Source organism: Streptomyces sp. CB02058, from assembly GCF_001905505.1.
Classification (GTDB): Bacteria; Actinomycetota; Actinomycetes; order Streptomycetales; family Streptomycetaceae; genus Streptomyces.
Window position 1 is genome coordinate 565,236 of record NZ_LIPG01000003.1, and the last position, 17,745, is coordinate 582,980.

The 17,745-nt window shown below is 71.0% G+C and carries 15 protein-coding genes; 1 reads left to right on the forward strand and 14 read right to left on the reverse strand.

Annotated elements, in window-relative coordinates; translation table 11 throughout:
• Positions 1-16: 16 nt before the first annotated feature.
• From AMK10_RS16065 to AMK10_RS16105, 10 genes are all read right to left on the reverse strand, one after another.
• Positions 17-1,369 carry a sulfate adenylyltransferase subunit 1 gene (locus tag AMK10_RS16065; protein ID WP_073748463.1) on the reverse strand — a complete coding sequence of 451 codons (1,353 nt, stop codon included), beginning with the start codon at positions 1,367-1,369 and terminating at the stop codon, positions 17-19.
• 2 nt (positions 1,370-1,371) lie between these two features.
• On the reverse strand, positions 1,372-2,307 hold the full coding sequence (cysD, locus tag AMK10_RS16070; RefSeq protein ID WP_073748464.1) for a sulfate adenylyltransferase subunit CysD: 936 nt from the start codon (positions 2,305-2,307) through the stop codon (positions 1,372-1,374).
• The gene (gene cysC / locus AMK10_RS16075) at positions 2,304-2,873 is read right to left on the reverse strand and encodes an adenylyl-sulfate kinase (RefSeq protein ID WP_073748465.1); all 570 of its coding nucleotides are present in this window, start codon (positions 2,871-2,873) and stop codon (positions 2,304-2,306) included. Before cysC ends, cysD begins: the two co-directional genes overlap by 4 nt.
• Positions 2,873-3,589, reverse strand: coding sequence for a phosphoadenylyl-sulfate reductase (locus AMK10_RS16080; protein ID WP_073748466.1), 717 nt, complete (start codon positions 3,587-3,589; stop codon positions 2,873-2,875). The genes cysC and AMK10_RS16080 overlap by 1 nt, the downstream gene beginning before the upstream one ends.
• Positions 3,586-3,765: a hypothetical protein gene (locus tag AMK10_RS16085; RefSeq protein WP_073748467.1), complete on the reverse strand. Its 180-nt coding sequence runs from the start codon at positions 3,763-3,765 to the stop codon at positions 3,586-3,588. Before AMK10_RS16085 ends, AMK10_RS16080 begins: the two co-directional genes overlap by 4 nt.
• Positions 3,762-5,459 (reverse strand): nitrite/sulfite reductase, encoded by a 1,698-nt coding sequence (locus tag AMK10_RS16090; RefSeq protein ID WP_073748468.1) that lies wholly within the window; start codon positions 5,457-5,459, stop codon positions 3,762-3,764. Before AMK10_RS16090 ends, AMK10_RS16085 begins: the two co-directional genes overlap by 4 nt.
• 113 nt (positions 5,460-5,572) lie before the next feature.
• Entirely contained in the window at positions 5,573-5,656 is an 84-nt protein-coding gene (locus AMK10_RS38685; protein WP_349817346.1) for a putative leader peptide, read from the reverse strand.
• A gap of 332 nt (positions 5,657-5,988) precedes the next feature.
• Entirely contained in the window at positions 5,989-6,582 is a 594-nt protein-coding gene (locus tag AMK10_RS16095) for a GNAT family N-acetyltransferase (RefSeq protein ID WP_073748469.1), read from the reverse strand.
• Positions 6,583-6,642: 60 nt separating this feature from the next.
• Positions 6,643-7,869, reverse strand: coding sequence for a helix-turn-helix domain-containing protein (locus tag AMK10_RS16100; RefSeq protein WP_241839603.1), 1,227 nt, complete (start codon positions 7,867-7,869; stop codon positions 6,643-6,645).
• Positions 7,870-8,225: 356 nt separating this feature from the next.
• Positions 8,226-9,863 (reverse strand): acyl-CoA dehydrogenase family protein, encoded by a 1,638-nt coding sequence (locus AMK10_RS16105; protein WP_073748471.1) that lies wholly within the window; start codon positions 9,861-9,863, stop codon positions 8,226-8,228.
• Positions 9,864-9,880: 17 nt separating this feature from the next.
• On the opposite strand from AMK10_RS16105, the gene AMK10_RS16110 reads away from it, so the two are divergent.
• Positions 9,881-11,005 carry a YihY/virulence factor BrkB family protein gene (locus AMK10_RS16110; protein ID WP_073748472.1) on the forward strand — a complete coding sequence of 375 codons (1,125 nt, stop codon included), beginning with the start codon at positions 9,881-9,883 and terminating at the stop codon, positions 11,003-11,005.
• 33 nt (positions 11,006-11,038) lie between these two features.
• Here the strand turns inward: AMK10_RS16110 and AMK10_RS16115 are convergent, their stop codons facing one another.
• The 4 genes from AMK10_RS16115 to AMK10_RS16130 are packed head-to-tail and all read right to left on the reverse strand — an operon-like array spanning position 11,039 to position 17,716.
• Entirely contained in the window at positions 11,039-14,572 is a 3,534-nt protein-coding gene (locus tag AMK10_RS16115; RefSeq protein ID WP_079180720.1) for an SAV_2336 N-terminal domain-related protein, read from the reverse strand.
• Complete coding sequence (locus AMK10_RS16120) at positions 14,562-15,560, reverse strand: AAA family ATPase (RefSeq protein ID WP_073748474.1); 999 nt, start codon at positions 15,558-15,560, stop codon at positions 14,562-14,564. Before AMK10_RS16120 ends, AMK10_RS16115 begins: the two co-directional genes overlap by 11 nt.
• 24 nt (positions 15,561-15,584) lie before the next feature.
• Positions 15,585-17,351, reverse strand: a complete 1,767-nt coding sequence (locus tag AMK10_RS16125) for a VMAP-C domain-containing protein (RefSeq protein WP_073748475.1) — start codon at positions 17,349-17,351, stop codon at positions 15,585-15,587.
• Positions 17,351-17,716, reverse strand: coding sequence for a CU044_2847 family protein (locus tag AMK10_RS16130; protein ID WP_073748476.1), 366 nt, complete (start codon positions 17,714-17,716; stop codon positions 17,351-17,353). Before AMK10_RS16130 ends, AMK10_RS16125 begins: the two co-directional genes overlap by 1 nt.
• Positions 17,717-17,745 lie beyond the last annotated feature (29 nt).

Consider the following 17,745-nt stretch of genomic DNA (forward strand, 5'->3'; position numbering starts at 1 on the left):
AAGAAGTCGTTGATCATCAGAAGTCCCACTCCGCGTCCTCGGCGGAGGTGTCCGCCTCCGCCTCCCCGCCGCCGGCCGCGGCGAACGAGGCGCCCGCCATGCCGGCCGACAGCGTCGTGCCGTCGGCGGGGTCGATCAGCAGGAAGGAGCCGGTGCGCCGCGAGTCCGCGTAGGCGTCGAGCGCGAGCGGTTCGGCGGTACGGACGACGACCCGGCCGATGTCGTTGGCCACGAGCTGCCCGGGAGCCGGGTGCTGCGACAGGTCGTCCAGGGTCAGCCGCGACGGGATGTCCTTGACGATCGCCTTGACCGTGCGGGTGGTGTGCTTGAGCAGCACCCGCTGACCCACCGTGAGCGGCTGGTCCGCGACGTGGCAGACGGTCGCCTCGACGTCCTGCGTGGTGGCCGGCGTGTCCGAGGTCGGCGCGATCAGGTCACCGCGCGAGACGTCGATGTCGTCGGCCAGACGGATCGTCACCGACTGCGGCGCCCAGGCGATGTCGACGCTCTCGCCGAGCGCGTCGATCCCCTCGATCGTCGTGGTGCGTCCGGAGGGCAGCACGGAGACCGTCTCGCCGACCCGGAACACCCCGGCGGCGATCTGACCGGCGTACCCCCGGTAGTCGGGGTGCTCGGCGGTCTGCGGACGGATCACGTACTGCACCGGGAAGCGCGCGTGGCAGGCGGTGAGGTCGTGGCTGACCGGCACCGTCTCCAGGTGCTCCAGGACCGTCGGGCCGCCGTACCAGTCCATGTGGGCGGAGGGTTCCACGACGTTGTCGCCGGCGAGCGCGGAGATCGGGATCGCGGTGATCTCCGGGACGCCGAGCGAGGCGGCGTACGCGGTGAACTCCTCGGCGATCGCGGCGAAGACCGGCTCCGCGTAGTCCACGAGGTCCATCTTGTTCACCGCGAGGACGACGTGGGGGACGCGCAGCAGGGCGGCGACCGCGGCGTGGCGGCGGGTCTGCTCGACCACGCCGTTGCGGGCGTCGACCAGCACGACGGCGAGCTCGGCGGTGGAGGCGCCGGTGACCATGTTGCGGGTGTACTGCACATGGCCGGGGGTGTCGGCGAGGATGAAACGGCGCCGGGGCGTGGCGAAGTAGCGGTACGCCACGTCGATGGTGATGCCCTGCTCGCGCTCGGCGCGCAGCCCGTCGGTGAGCAGCGCCAGGTCCGGTGCCTCCTGGCCCCGGTTGGTGGAGGCCAGCGCCACGGCCTCCAGCTGGTCGGTGAGAACCGACTTGGAGTCGTGCAGCAGGCGTCCGACGAGGGTCGACTTGCCGTCGTCGACGGAGCCGGCCGTGGCGAAGCGCAGGAGCGTGGTGGCCGAGAGCTGCTCTGCCAGCTGGATGGGTGTGGTCATTTTTAGAAGTACCCCTCGCGCTTACGGTCTTCCATCGCGGCCTCGGACATCTTGTCGTCGGCGCGGGTCGCGCCCCGCTCGGTGAGACGGGAGGCGGCGATCTCGGTGATCACGGCGTCCAGGGTGGTGGCGTCGGAGTCGACGGCGCCGGTGCAGGACATGTCGCCGACGGTGCGGTAGCGGACCTGCCGGGTCTCGGTCCTCTCGTGCTCCTTGGGACCGCCCCACTCGCCGGCCGTGAGCCACATGCCATTGCGGCTGAAGACCTCGCGCTCGTGGGCGAAGTAGATCTCCGGGAGCTCGATGCCCTCGCGCTCGATGTACTGCCAGACGTCGAGTTCGGTCCAGTTGGAGATGGGGAAGACACGCACGTGCTCACCGGGGGCATGACGGCCGTTGTACAGCTGCCACAGCTCGGGGCGCTGGCGGCGGGGGTCCCACTGGGAGAACTCGTCGCGGAGGGAGAAGACGCGTTCCTTGGCGCGGGCCTTCTCCTCGTCGCGGCGTCCGCCGCCGAAGACGGCGTCGAAGCGGTGCTGCTGGATGGCCTCGGTGAGCGGGACGGTCTGGAGCGGGTTGCGGGTGCCGTCGGGTCGCTCACGGAGCTTGCCGGCGTCGATGTAGTCCTGGACGGAGGCGACGTGGAGGCGCAGGCCGTGCTTCTCGACGGTGCGGTCGCGGTAGTCGAGGACCTCGGGGAAGTTGTGCCCGGTGTCGACGTGCAGGAGCGTGAAGGGTATGGGCGCGGGAGCGAAGGCCTTCAGCGCGAGGTGCAGCATCAGGATCGAGTCCTTGCCGCCGGAGAAGAGGATCACCGGCCGCTCGAACTCGCCCGCGACCTCACGGAAGATGTGCACCGCCTCCGACTCCAGCGAGTCCAGGTGGCTCAGCGCGTACGGGTTGACGGTGCCTTCCGGCACGGTGGCGACAGTGCTCACGCCAGGCCCCTCTCGGTGAGCAGCGCGTGAAGCGCCGCTGCGGACTCCTGCACGGTCTGCTGGTGCGACTCGATCCGCAGATCGGGCGACTCCGGCGCCTCGTAGGGGTCGTCGACCCCGGTGAGACCGGTGAGTTCGCCCGCCGCCTGCTTGGCGTACAGCCCCTTCACATCGCGCTCGGAGCACACCTCGACCGGAGTCGCGACATGCACCTCCAGATACGCGGTGCCCTCCTGCTGATGACGCTTGCGCACCGCGTCACGGCTGTCGGCGTACGGCGCGATGACCGGAACGAGGGCCTTCACACCGTTGGCGGCCAGCAGTTCGGCGACGAAGCCGATCCGCTGGACGTTGGTGTGCCGGTCCTCGCGGGAGAAGCCGAGGCCCGCGGAGAGGAACTCCCGGATCTCGTCACCGTCCAGAACCTCGACCCGGTGCCCGTCCCCGCGCAGCCGGCCCGCCAGTTCGTACGCGATGGTGGTCTTGCCGGCGCTCGGCAGACCGGTGAGCCAGACGGTGGCTCCCGTCTCCGTCACGCTCATCGATATCTCCTGATCAGTCGTCATCAGCCGTGCAGCCCGCATTCGGTCTTGCCGCGTCCGGCCCAGCGGCCGGCCCGTGCGTCCTCGCCCTCCAGCACCCGCCGGGTGCAGGGCGCGCAGCCGACGGAGGCATAACCGTCCATCAGCAGCGGGTTGGTCAGTACGCCGTTCTCGGCGACGTACGCGTCCACGTCGTCCTGGGTCCACCGGGCGATCGGCGAGATCTTCACCTTGCGGCGCTTCTCGTCCCAGCCCACGACCGGGGTGCCCGCCCGGGTGGGGGACTCGTCGCGGCGCAGCCCGGTCGCCCAGGCGGCGTACGCGGTCAGGCCCTCCTCCAGCGGCTTGACCTTGCGCAGCGCGCAGCAGAGGTCGGGGTCGCGGTCGTGCAGCTTCGGACCGTACTCCGCGTCCTGCTCGGCGACCGTCTGACGCGGGGTCAGCGTGATGAGCCTGACGTCCATCACGGCGTCCACCGCGTCCCGGGTGCCGATGGTCTCCTCGAAGTGGTAGCCGGTGTCGAGGAAGACGACGTCCACACCGGGGAAGACCTGGGAGGCCAGGTGCGCGACGACCGCGTCCTCCATGGAGGAGGTGACGCAGAAGCGCCGGCCGAAGGTGTCGGCCGCCCACTTCAGGATGTCGCTCGCGGAGGCGTCCTCCAGCTCACGCCCGGCCCGCTCGGCCAGCTCCCTCAGTTCCTCGTCGGTGAGTTCGTCCGCGTGCAGGGTGTCCGTCATGTCGTGTCCCCTTCGACGTCGTCGCGCTGGAGCCCCTGGGCCAGCAGGCCCAGGAACTTCAGCTGGAACGCGCGGTTGCAGGAAGCACATTCCCAGGCGCCGTGTCCGGCCTCGTGCGGGCGCAGGTCCTCGTCGCCGCAGTACGGGCAGTAGAACGGCGCGGCTCGTTCGCTCATGACAGCGACTCCGCACTGGCGCGGGCCGCCCAGGTCGCGAAGCGCTCGCCGTCCTCACGCTCCTCCTGGAACTTGCCGAGCACCCGCTCGACGTAGTCCGGGAGTTCGGCCGAGGTGACCTTCAGACCGCGGACCTTGCGGCCGAAACCGGCCTCCAGGCCGAGCGCGCCACCGAGGTGCACCTGGTAGCCCTCGACCTGGTTGCCGTCGCCGTCCAGCATCAGCTGGCCCTTGAGGCCGATGTCCGCGGTCTGGATGCGGGCGCAGGCGTTGGGGCAGCCGTTGATGTTGATGGAGAGCGGCTCCTCGAAGTCCGGCATCCGGCGCTCCAGTTCGTCGATCAGCGAGGCGCCGCGCGCCTTCGTCTCGACGATGGCCAGCTTGCAGAACTCGATGCCGGTGCAGGCCATCGTGCCGCGCCGGAAGGGAGAGGCCTTGACCTGGAAGTCCAGCGCCTCGAGGCCGGCGGTCAGCGACTCGATCCGGTCCTGCTCCACGTCGAGGATGAGCATCTTCTGTTCGACGGTGGTGCGGACCCGGCCGGAGCCGTGCGCCTCGGCCAGATCGGCGATCTTGGCCAGGGTGGAGCCGTCCACGCGGCCCACGCGCGGGGCGAAGCCGACGTAGAAACGGCCGTCGTTCTGCGGGTGCACACCGATGTGGTCGCGCCAGCGGGAGGAGGGCTGCGCGGGCGGCGGGCCGTCCAGCATCGGGCGCTTGAGGTACTCGTCCTGAAGGACCTGGCGGAACTTCTCCGGACCCCAGTCCGCCATCAGGAACTTCAGGCGGGCGCGGGTGCGGAGCCGGCGGTAGCCGTAGTCGCGGAAGATCCCGATGACTCCGGCCCAGACGTCGGGGACCTCGTCCAGCGGCACCCAGGCGCCCAGACGCTCGGCGAAGCGCGGGTTGGTGGAGAGCCCGCCGCCGACCCAGAGGTCGAAGCCGGGGCCGTGCTCGGGGTGGTCGACGCCCACGAACGCGATGTCGTTGATCTCGTGCACCACGTCCTGGACCGGCGAGCCCGAGATCGCGGTCTTGAACTTGCGGGGCAGGTTGGAGAATTCCTTGCTGCCGATGTAGCGCTCGTGGATCTCCTCGACGGCGGGGGTGCCGTCGATGATCTCGTCCGCGGCGATGCCCGCCACCGGGGAACCGATGATCACTCGGGGGCAGTCGCCGCATGCCTCGGTCGTCGACAGCCCGACCGCTTCGAGCTTCTCCCAGATCGCCGGGACGTCCTCGATGCGGATCCAGTGCAGCTGGACGTTCTGCCGGTCGGTGATGTCGGCGGTGCCGCGCGCGTACTCCTCGGAGATCTCGCCGATGACACGCAGCTGAGCGGTGGTCAGCTTCCCGCCGTCGATGCGCACGCGCAGCATGAAGTAGCGGTCGTCCAGCTCCTCCGGCTCCAGCACGGCGGTCTTGCCGCCGTCGATCCCGGGACGGCGCTGGGTGTAGAGGCCCCACCAGCGCATGCGTCCGCGCAGGTCGTTGGGGTCGATCGAGTCGAAACCGCGCTTGGAGTAGATCGTCTCAATGCGCGTCCGCACGTTGAGACTGTCGTCGTCCTTCTTGAACTGCTCGTTCCCGTTGAGCGGTGTGAAGTGACCCATGGCCCACTGACCTTCACCACGGTGACGTCCGGCCTTGCGGCGGGGCGTGGCGGTAGCAGGCTTCTCGGGGATGGCGGCCATGGCTATACGTCCTTCGGGACTGCAGGAGGGCGGCTCTGAACTGCACACTCGCGTGAGGCGCGGCGGTGCGCAGGGGTGGAGCGGACTTCAGGGAATCGCGGTGCTGGAGACTCTCAGCGGACCGGACAGATGGCGCTGGACATGCGGCCGAGGTCGACGTGCCGCCGACTCACCAAGGCAATTCCAGTTCCAGACATGACGGAAGCGTGTCACGCCGATCTCGGAGCAGTCCACCACGATCCATCATGTGGACGGGATGGTCTCGAAATACGAGACGATGTGGTGTCTGTCACGCGGATCTGTCGACAAAGTGACAAGATCGGCCCGAGGTCGGCCCGGACCGGGCGCCCACCGGACGCTTTCCACGCGCCTGGCGGACGCTTTCCCGAGCACCTGCCGGGCGGCTTTCCGGAGCGCCCGCCGAACGCTCTCACGCGTACGCACCGAGCGCCTTCCCGCGTGCTTCCCCGAGCGTTTTCCGGAGCGCACGCACGACGGTGGGTGCTCGGCGTGCGCCCCGGGCCCCCGGTCAGGCGTGCGCGCCCGGCCAGGGGCCGGGGTTCGGGACGTCGGGCTCCTGCTCGGTCTTCGTGTCGAAGAGCCGGAAGCCCCGCCGCAGATAGTTGCCCATCGCGTGCGGCCCGTCGTTGGAGCACGTGTGCAGCCACACCCGCTTGGTGGGGGTGCGCTCCGGGTGCCGCTCGGCCAGGTCCCACGCGCGCGCCACGCCCTCGGAGAGCAGGTGCCCCCCTATCCGGCGACCCCGGAAGGCGGGGATCAGACCGAAGTAGACGATCTCGACCGCCCCGTCCTCCTGGGGGTCGAGCTCGATGAACCCGGCCGGGGTCCCGTTCTCGTACGCCACCCACGTCTCCACCCCGGGCCGCTCCAGGAGCTCAGCCCACTGCGCGTACGTGAGGTCCAGCCGGTCGGTCCACCGGACGTCCCCGCCCACCGCCGTGTACAGGAAGCGGCTGAACTCGGGCAGCGCCGTCTCCGAGCGCACGACGGTCACCGAGCCGTCGGGGGCGGCGGCGGGCTTCAGATCGGCGGGAGAGGTCTGCTCCAGGTGCCAGACGGTCACGTCGGCGAGGGGGGCGGCGGAGTGCGTGGCGTTGCTCATGGCGGTCAGAAAACCACGGCTCGGGCCCTTCGCCCAAAAAGCCCCGGGAAGACGGAGGCGTCAGGCCACCCCGGCCGCCGCACGTGCCCTGAGCACCACCGGAGCATTCGAGCGGGGCAGCAGATCGGCCGGCACGTCCGGATGGACGACCTCCACCTCGACACCCTCGCCGAAGCGGTACGGGCGGTGTGCGAGCACCTCCGCGAGATGCCGCCGGATACGGGATATCTCGGCCCGCACCGTCACCGTCCTGGTCGCGTCGCCGAAGATGTCCTCGGCCAGCTCCGCCGCCGTGCGCCCGTCCCTGTGCAGGGCCAGTGCGTACAGCAGCTCCGCGTGCCGGGGGGAGAGCCGGTGCGTCCAGGTGCCCACGGGCCCCGCCACATGGACCGCGAGCCCCCGCTCCCGGCTCAGGTCGAGCACCACCCGGCGGGGCGGGCCCTCGCCCGCGCCCTCCGTGACCTGGATCAGCCACCCGCCCGGCAGCGGCTCCACCCGGCACATCCCGAGCGACGCCAGCCACACCGTGCCCGCCCGCAGCGACTTCGGCAGCGGCAGCCGGTCCATGGGCGGCATGCCGCTGACGGCGGCGGGCCAGCCGTGCGTGTCCACCACCAGGGCGCGGCCGGGCATCCGGCACAGGATCGGGGCGGCCACCGAGCGCAGCCGGTCTATGGAGACCAGATGCCGGTTGCGCAGCTCGCTCTCCGCCAGCGCCGTCACCGAGCCGACCAGGGCCAGCGTCGCCGGATGGAAGGTGGAGGCGGGCCCGCTGATGTCGACGATGCCCATCAGCCGGCCGTCCCGGGGATCGCGCAACGGGGCAGCCGCACAGGTCCAGCCGTGCAGGGCGCGGATGAAGTGCTCGGCGGAGTGGACCTGGACGGGGGTGCGGACGGCGAGCGCCGTTCCGATGGCGTTGGTGCCCGTCGCCGACTCGGCCCAGTTCGCGCCCTCCTCCAGACAGATGTTCCTGGCCCGGCGCAGCACGGCCGAGTGTCCCTGCCGCCACAGCACCCTGCCCTCCGGGTCCGTGACCACCATGATCTGCTGCGCGGCGTCCGCGATCGAGGCGAGCCCCTGCCGCAGCAGCGGCATGACCTCGCCGAGCGCGGTGCTGCTGCGCCGGTGCTCGATCTCGTCGGCCTCCAGCAGCCTGGTCTCCGGCGACTGCTCCGGATCTATACCGCTGCGCAGCACCCGGTCCCAGGACGCGTCGATCTCGGCGCGGGGCACGGCCGCCGTGCGCAGGCCTTCCAGCCGGGCCTCCCGGGCGCGGTGGACCATGCCCTCGGTCACCACGGGGTACCGCACTCTCTCCTGCCGCGATGGCGTGAAACGGCGTGTTTCCATGACGGGTCCCCCCAACAAAGCCCGGGTCCGGCCCGGAACTGAAAACCGGACCCAGGGAGCCATCCTGCCGTGGACAGCGTCCCGTCACCCCACAGTCCACGCAATGGTTGCAACCCTTTGCAACTCTGGCGAGAGGTCGCAGACCGTACAAGAGTGGTGGAACACCGTGCGGAGAGTCCTCGACCCGCCGTGCGGTGCTGCACAGGCGTGGAGGGTGGTGCCGTGTCGGCGCAGCACCACCCTCCGTCGTTTGTTCCGGGGGTCCGTCGGCGCTCCCGGGCAGGCGCCCGCTAGCTCTCCTGGGCCCGTGCCCGCTCCACGACCGTGGCCAGATCCAGACTGTGGGGCAGCGTCCCGAAGGCCGAGCCCCAGTCCCCGCCCAGCCGGGACGCGCAGAACGCGTCGGCGACCTCGGGCGGCGCCCAGCGCAGCAGCAGCGAACCCTGGAGCACCAGCGCCATACGCTCCACCAGCCGCCTGGCCCGCGCCTCGACGGCGTCCAGGTCCGCGAGCTCGGTCAGCAGGTCCTTGATCGCCGCGTCGAGCCGGTGATCGGCGCCACGTGCCTTCCCGACCTCCGTGAGGAAGGCGTTCAGTGCCCCCGGCTCACGCTGCAAGGCCCGCAGCACATCGAGCGCCTGGACGTTGCCCGAGCCCTCCCAGATCGAGTTGAGCGGCGCCTCGCGCAGCAGCCGCGGCATCCCGGACTCCTCGACGTAACCGTTGCCGCCCAGACACTCCAGAGCCTCACCGACCACCGCGGTGCACCGCTTCGTCACCCAGTACTTGGCGGCCGGCACGGCGATCCGCAGGAAAGCCCGCTCCTCCTCCGTGTCCGCGTCGTAGGCGGCGGCCAGCCGCAGCGCGAGCGTCGTCGCCGCCTCCGACTCAAGGGCGAGATCGGCCAGTACGTTGCGCATCAGCGGCTTCTCGATCAGCAGCCCGCCGAACGCGCTGCGGTACGCGCTGTGATGGATCGCCTGCGCCACCGCCTGCCGCATCAGCGCCGCCGAACCCACCACGCAGTCCAGCCGGGTCGCCGCCACCATCTCGATGATGGTGCGCACCCCGCGCCCCTCCTCACCGACCCGGCGCGCCCACGTCCCGTCGAACTCGACCTCGCTGGAGGCGTTCGACCGGTTGCCCAGTTTGTCCTTGAGACGCTGGATCGCGAACACGTTGCGGGCGCCGTCCGGCAGGACCCGCGGCACCAGGAAGCAGCTCAGCCCGCCCGGGGCCTGGGCCAGCACCAGGAAGCCGTCCGACATGGGCGCCGAGCAGAACCACTTGTGGCCGGTGAGCAGATACTCCCCGTCGCCGGCCAGCGGTTCGGCCCGGGTGGTGTTGGAGCGGACATCGGTGCCGCCCTGCTTCTCCGTCATGCCCATCCCGAAGAGCACACCGGCCTTCTGCGAGGCGGGCCGCAGCCCCTCCTCGTACACGTGCGAGGTCAGCAGCGGCTCCCACTCGGCGGCCAGCACCGGGTCGGTGCGCAGCGCCGGGACCGCCGCGTGTGTCATCGACAACGGGCACCCGTGGCCCGCCTCGGCCTGCGTCCAGACCAGGAACCCGGCCGCGCGCCGGACATGACCGCCCTGCCTGCCCCAGGCGTCCGTCAGCCCCGCCGTCACCGCGTGCCCCAGCAGCCGGTGCCAGGCCGGATGGAAGTCCACCTCGTCGAGGCGGTGCCCGTAACGGTCGTGCGTACGCAGCTTCGGAGGGTTCTCGTTGGCCTGCGCACCCCACTCCTGGGCCTGGGCCGAGCCGGCGGAGAGACCCAGCGCGCCGAGTTCCTCCCGGGCCTCGTCGAGGATTCCGGGCTCCAGATGCCGCTCGACGGCCTCCGTCAGAGCACGATCGGCCGCGAAGACGTCATAGCCGACCAGCGGCGGAACCTGGTTGGTCACTGTGTGGGTGGTAGCTGCCATGCCGATACGGTAAGGAGGTGCAGGCAGCAAACGAAACACCCGAGCGGCCACCGGGTCGGCTCCACCGGGCTCGAGTCCTCTATCGCAACGTGTCGAAGCGCCAGATGGCGTGGCATCTGCTCAAGGACACGGTCAACTCGTGCATCGAGTACCGCATCCTCGGCCTCGCCGCCGAGGCGGCCTTCTTCACCCTGCTGTCCCTGCCGCCCCTGCTGCTCGGTCTGATCGGGCTGCTCGGATACGTCGACGACTGGACGGCCACCACCACCGTCGCCTCCATCGAGCGCAACATCCTCGGCGCGGTGCAGACGGTGCTGTCCGAGCGCGGGGTCAACGACATCGCGAAACCGCTCATAGCCGACGTGACCACGGGCGCGCGCCCCGACGTCATCTCCATCGGCTTCGCGATCGCGCTCTGGTCCGGCTCCCGCGCGGTGAACGTCTTCATCGACACCATCACCGTGATGTACGGCCTCGACGGCCACCGGGGCATCGTCAAGACCCGGCTGCTCGCCTTCCTGCTCTACGTGGTCGCGCTGCTCCTGGGCGCCGTGGTGCTGCCGCTGCTGGTCGTCGGCCCCGACCGGGTGGTGGAGTTCGTCCCCTTCGGCACCGAGGTACTGGCCGTCCTCTACTGGCCGTTGGTCATCGTCCTGTCCATCGCCTTCCTGACCACGCTCTACCACGTGTCCGTCCCCGTCCGTTCACCGTGGATAGAGGACGTGCCCGGGGCGCTCGTGGCGCTCGGCATGTGGGTGCTGGGGAGCTTCCTGCTGCGGATCTACCTCACGAGCACCGTCGAAGGCCCCACCATCTACGGCTCCTTGGCCGCCCCCATCGCCGTACTGCTATGGATAGGTATCTCTGCTTTCGCCGTACTCGTCGGTGCCGCCGTGAACGCGGCGATCGACCGCGTCTGGCCCTCGCTGGCCACGGCGGCGGCCCGCGCGGCCAGCGACCGGGTGAAGGCGGCGCAGGCCGCGGAACTGGTGGCCCGTACCCAGGCGGCGAACTGGGACGCCTACGCGGACGACGACGAGGAGGACGTCTCCATGCCCTCCGAATTCCCCGAGCGCTGGTCGCGCTTCCTGCCCCCGGACGACGTGAAGTCCCGCCTGCACGGGAACCGGGACGCGAAGTAGGACCGTTACCGCGCGGGGCGGCCGTCGGTGGGTTCAGTCCCGATCGGTGCCGCGTCCTTCGGGGAACAGCCTGCGCCACCACGGAGAGCGGGCAGCCGCGGGCGGCGTGGCCTCCGCGTCGGGCACGGCAATCGGCACCTGCGCGCCCAGAGGCTCTCGCGTCGCCAGCGTGATCGTGCGGTACCAGCCGGCCGCCCTGCTCCTCCCTTCCCTCGCCGGATCTGCTCCGAACGGTCTGAACCCCCTCTGCTGTCCGGGTGCCAGCTGCCGGTACTGGTCACGTGAGATGCCGACCGAGACCGTGACCACCCCCACGCCCACGGCCGGCGTGGCCATGGGCAGGGTCTCCCGCAGGTGCTTCGCCTCCCGCGGACTGCCTGTGGCGAAGAGCAGGATCTTCGCCAGGACCGGAGCGCCCGACACCGGCAGGAGTGCCGCGAGTCTGTGGGGAAAGGTCTCCGTAGCCCAGGTGACCAGGCCCGCCGTGCCGACGCCCGTCATGTGGAAGAGCTGTCCGGGGACCGCGGTCGCCTCGTCCGTCGGCACGCGGAGCTGCACCCCGACCAGCTGCCTGACCGCTCGGGACGCCTGTTGTTCGTCCGCTTCGGAACCGTCCACGAAGAGATACACGATCACCGGGGTGCTGTAGGAGGCGCTTGCCGACGCCTCGGCGACCCGGCGCGCGGTCGCCAGATCCTGCCGCCATTCCGAGAGCCTGCGCCGCTCCCCGGCCGCCCACGGGCCGGGCAGCCCACCCAGCGGGGTCTCGCCGAAGAGGGCCAGTGCCTCGTCGTACATCTCGACCGCCTCCGCGAAGTCGCCTGCGGCGTAGGCCACCTCGGCCCGCTGCACCAGACTCTCCGCCACGACCAGGTCGAGTTCGGAGCGGTCGATCTCCAGCCAGCAGGAACTGTTCGAGGACTGGATGTCGTGCCCCAGTGCCCTCAGGTGCATGGTGTACTCGTGCCCGGTCGATGCCTCGTCGTGTCCGACCGCCCGGCGCAGCTCGCTGAACGGGACGGGCCTGCCGCGGGCCAGCAGGAGGCAGGCCAGGACGAGGTCGCGCTCGGATGCCTCGGGCCTCGTCCGCCGACGGGGGCCGATCGTGGCCAGTGGTTCCGCCAGTACCCGGTAACGCCACACGAAGTCGGCGCTGTCGAGTCGGGAGAACTCGGCCGCGGCACGTTCGCACGCGTCCGCATCACCGCCGATCAGATCCATGATCAGCTGTTCCAGCACCGGGAATTTCACGGTTCCGATGCGCAGGCGGCCACGGGCCCCTTGGTCCGGAGGTGAGCCGGTCGCCAGCTCGTACAGCACCCTTCCGAGGCCCCGCAGATCGTCCAGCGGCTCACCCGGGCGCGAGCCCGTCGCGGCGGCCCCGTAGGGCCAGCGGAGCCCCGATTCGACCAGCAGCGGGTTGTCGTGCTTGGTCAGCACGACGTTCGACAGTTTCACCGACCCGTGCACCAGTCCGGCCCGGTGCAGACTCCGGAGCCCGTTCAGGAGCGCCTTGCCGAAGGCGACCAGGCGTCCCGGCTCGATACCGTCGGGGTGCTGCTCCGCCAGCCGGTCGAGAGCCGGGCCGTTCACCAGCTCCATGACCACGCCGCACCCGTCCCGGGTCTCGAAGGCGTCGTAGAGGCCGACCAGGTTCGGGCGGGAGATCTGCGCCAGCTCCTGGACGCGGCTGAGGAAGCCACTGGTGCTGGAGATCCTGATGAACTCGGCCACCCCGGGCTCGTACCGGAAGAACTTCAGTGCCACCACTCGCAGGAGCGAGTGGTCCATGGCCTGCCAGACCTCACCGGACCTGCCCGAGCCGATGAACCGTTCGAGTTCGTAGCGGCCCGCCTGGAACAGGTATCCCACCGCGTGCTGCGGATCCGGGCGCTTCCGGGCCCGGGTATCCCGGCGCGTACCGGAGCTCTCCGCCACACCGTCCGCCTGCGCGCCGGAAGGCGCTGCCGAGGGGCCGACCGGTCCGCGCAGCAGCCGCACGCTCTCCGGGCTGACGAGGGCGAACGGAGAGCCGAGGGCGTCGCTCACCGTGCCGTGGTCCGCCGCGACGAGAGCCCGGAACTCGCCGGGCACCGCGCCCGCGCGTGCCTCGATCTGCGCGCTCACCCGGCCGAGCAGCTGGGCCGTGCTCAGGAGCGAGGATCGGGGCAGCGTTCCCAGCAGCACCTCACGGACACCGGGCCGGAACGTGTACGCACCCGAGGGCGGCCCCGGCTCCGCCTTCAGCATGCCGCTCAGCACGACCTCCGCCAGGTGCTGGGGCCGCGGGCGTTCCTCCGTCGCGGCCTGGACCAGTCGCATCACCGGCAGACTCGCCTGTCCCACAGCCAGATGGGCCGCGAGCCGGAAGGCCCCGGGAGATGCGATCGACCGGAAACGCAGCACCAGTTCGTCCGGCGGGACCTCCTCGGGGACGACCGCGTCGGCGGTGTGGGGCACGGCGTGAGCGGAGGGGTGCAGTCGCGCCGCCGCCCCGGGGACAGGGCCGGATCCGGGTGAGGCCACCAGAGAGGCCCAGTGCCCCAGCCAGTCCGGGGACATCTCGAGGCAGGGCAGCAGCAGCGCGTGCGGAGGCGGGCCGCCGGTCTCGTACGGGGTGAAGGAGAGGGCCGCGTTCGGCACGCCGGGCCCCGGCGAGGCGAACTCGCCCGCCACCGCGGAGAGCGCGGTGTGCTGCCACAGGCGTTCGGGCAGCGGCTGGAGAAGGGCGACCGGCAACTCCTGGGCCCACGAGCGCAGCGTGCCGTACCAGCGGCGCCCCGCAGGCCCCGCCCGCCACTGCGGGCCCATCGCGTCGCTGACGACCAGCACGGTGGTGCGAGCCCGTTCCAGGTGCCGGGCCGGTACGGAGCCGGCCCCGGAGAGGGGCAGCACCGTGATCGTTCGGAAGGCCCCGGTCTGGGCGAGGACCGTGCACAACTCCTTGAGCAGCGGACGCCACATGGTCATCGTGGGCCCCGTGTCGAAGACGACACAGAGGTTCAGCCAGCGCTCCGGGCGTGGGCGCATCAACGGGAGCCAGAGCGGAGGGGGCGCTCCCGGAGGCCGTTCCACCAGCGTCGCGGCGGCGATCCGGTGCGCGGTCCCGTGCTCGTCCAGTTCGCTCGCGTAGCTGCTCGGGGTCGTACGCCGCAGGGGCCGCAGGGCTCGTTGCAGTGCCAGCGGATGCGGAAGCAGGGGTGGGGCCGGTGCGAGCAGCGGGGTCTGTGCCATGGGGCTCATGGAGCTCGGCGCCCGGTCGCGTGCGGCAGGACGCGGCGAGGGAAGCCGCATGGGGACCCTGTCGTGTCCGGGGCCGGCCGGTGCGGAAGCGTCGGCAGCGCGGTGAGCCGGCTCGGGGAGCGGTTCGGCCGTCCGCAGGGAGTCACCGGACGGCGCTGCGGGCGGTGTCCGGCCGGCCGGGGCGTTCCCGGCCGACCGGTCCGTGGGCGTCCCCGGCTCCATGTGGCCCGCCAGCCAGAGGAGTTCGGCGAGTTCACGGCCGGTCGGCGCAGTCCCGCCCGCCCGTGCGAGCACGGTCGCCAGACCTTGGAGCTCAGAGCTCATCGCTGTCCAGGAGGTCCGCGTGGCTGCTCAGGTACGGCATCAGGTACTCGGCCAGAACCTCCCTGGAGGAGGCGTCGAGCCCAGCTGCCCGGGTCAGGTACACGGCGTTGAGCAACTGATCGGTGGCCAGTTCCCCGCCGCTGCCCTTGGCCAGAAAGGCGGAGATCAGAGCCCGGGCCTCGTCGTCGAGCTCTCCCAGGTGAGCCCGCACGATGTCTTCCAGGTGGGCGGGCAGAGGCTGTTTCAGTTCGAGCGTCACGCACCGGCGCAGGAACGCGGGCGGGAACTCGCGCTCGCCGTTGCTCGTCAGTACCACCAGAGGGAAGGCACGGCATCGGACCCGCCCGTGCCGCACCGGCGCCCGCTCCTCGGAGTCCGCCGTCATCACATCCGCCTCCGGATGCGTACGGGCCGCCCGGGTCAGTTCCGGGATCTCGAACTGCCCTTCCTCCAGAATGTTCAGCAGGTCGTTGGGAAGGTCCAGATCACTCTTGTCGATCTCGTCGACGAGCAGCACGCGGGGCCGCTCGTACGGCAGCAGAGCAGTCCCCAGCGGGCCCAGGCGCAGGTGGTGCTCCACATCGCTGTCCTCCGGCCCGCGCCCGGCCGCGTACAGACGTGACAACGGATCGTACTGGTACAGCCCGTCCGCCAGCGTCGCCCGGCTCGTGATGTTCCAGCGCAGCACCGGCCCCAGCCGCAGCTCGCGCGCCACGGCATAGGGGAGGCTGGACTTGCCGCTGCCCGGAGGCCCCGTCACGAGCAGGGGACGGCGCAGATAGAGGACCGCGTTGACCAGTTGGACGCTCTTCTCCGTGGGCTGATACGTCTGCGCACGGTGCGTCCGGTCGGGCGAGGACGCATCGTCGTCGGCGGGTACCGGCAGCGCCGGGCCGCCGTCGAAGGCGCGCCACGGCGGAGGCGGAGGCAACCGGTCGATCGCGTCGTGGGGCCGGCTCGTGCCGGTGTAGACGGGCCACAGGGACATGCGGTACTCCAGCTTCTGTACGAGTCAGCCGACAGGGGAGTGGTACAGCGGACGGACCTCGGGAAACCATCGGGGGTCTTCCCACACCAGGGACAGGTCCGCCGCCCAGTGCGGTTCCGCGCCCTCGTGGAGGAACGCCTGTTTACGCAGCTCGAAGACTCGCTGGGGAAGTTCCGACGGCGGCAGCGCGGACAGCTGCTGGGCCAGCGAGTCCAGGAAGCGACCGCCCGAACACCGCCCGGAGCAGTGGGCCCCGTCGGAGCAGCCGGTCCGGGGCCAGAGCACGATGGGGGCAGGGGCGTCCAGAGCTGCCGCGTGCAGGTCCCGGTCCCGCAGGGTCTTCGGCGCCCGCGCGAAGCCCACCGGGCCGTACACGTCCTGCAGCTGCACGGAGAGCCGCTCGGGACGCTGCGCGGTCTCGCACGGAATGCGGTGGATCTCGGAGCGGGACTGCCCGTCCAGCGCTTCCCACATCTTCCTGAGTTTGTACTGGAGCTGTTCGCTGGCGCGCCGATCGTGGTCCATCACCACGACAGGCGACTGGCAGCCGAGAGGAGCCCGGTTGCCCTTGCGGCGTCGCCACTGATCGACGGGCTGGTTGAGCCAGCCGCGCGGGACGGCGAACGCGATGAGTTCCCGCCCCTCTGTGTCGATCTCCCCGAACGCCTCGTCGATCCGTTCCAGCACCCACTCCCGCACGTGTGCTTTCGTCATCCGCTTCTCGCCGACGAGCCGCCGGCTGCCGTCCCGGAAGGCGGACACCTCCACCAGCAGGGCGTTGCGGTCGGCGCCGCTCCGCTTGATCTCGACGAGGATGGGCGACCAGCGCCGCTCCGCCGCCGACCGGACGGGTACGGGCGGGCGGGTCGCGGGAGCGGACGTACCCGCCCGGGTGCGATGCGTCCTGGCCCAGGCCCGGAGTTCTCCGCTGAGCCCGCCGTCCAGATCGGCGACGGCATCGGCGAGGCGTACCGCGAGCTCGGCCAAGGGCTGGGAGTGCGGCCGAGGGGGTGCCTCGCTGAGCAGATACCAGACCGCCTCCCACAGCCCGGCGACCGCCTGTGAGGGCGGCTGGATTCCGAGCCTCCCGACCGCGCTCCGCAGCAGCCGGTCCACAGGGTGCACCAGGGCGGGCGCGGGGACCCGGGCGACCAGCTCACGCAGGAGTCTCTTGTCCTCCGTGGGATAGCCGGGTGTCGGGATCAGATCGGCCAGCCGCGGCCAGTGGCGGGCCAGGACCTGGGCCGGGATCATCCGGCCGTTGCGGGTCACAGGGTCGTGGGCGGACACCATGCCGACGACCCCTCCGGTCGCCTCCAGCACCACCGCGGCTCCGCTGAAACCGTGGGCGGGCTCCTGCCCGTACCCCTTCCAGAACTCCAGCTGACTCCACTCGCCGTTGATCAACTGGCGGGAGGTGACGCGAAGTTCGCTCTGGACGCCCTCGACGCCGTAGCCGGCTGGGAACCCGTAACTGACCAGTCTTCGCGGCTCCGGACCGTGTGGGGAGTCCAGCTCGCCGAACCACGCGGGCGGCAGGCCGACCCGCCGGTCCAGTTCGAGTACGGCGACGTCCCCCGTGTCGTGGGGCCCGCCCGCCCACGAGCCGCGCATGGACACCCGGGCGGGCACCGGGCCGAGCCCGGGTGCGCCGGGGAAGACGACGTCGGCACGTTCCGCGTCGCGCACCACATGGGCGCAGGTCAGCACCGTCCGCTCGGAGACGAGAAAGCCGGATCCCTCCACCGAACCGTCGAGATCGATGCGGGCCTGCCAGGCCGGCGAACCCATCAGACGGCTGCTGCGGCGGTTCCGGGCGGAGGCGGCACGGCCGGGCCCGCATCCGGGGACCAGGACAGTTTCACCGTCAGATGACCTTCGACGGCGCTCTTGGCGATGACCGCGCCCGCCTCGCCCGTGATCTTGACGCCGAACTCCAGTTCCACCGTGTCCGGCCGCAGCGACCCGTCCCGGAAGACCGCGAGGGCCGATTCGGCCGCCGATCTGATGCCCACCAGTGCCTCGTCGAACGAACGGCCCGCGCGGGCAAGGGTGTTGTCACCCCGTGCGACCAGCCTCGCTCCGGGGGCGTGCTGATCGACCTCCACGACCACCGCTGCTCCGCCGTCAGTGGTGAATTCCACCAGTGCTGTCACAACCGAGCCCCCGTCACGCCGACTTCCGC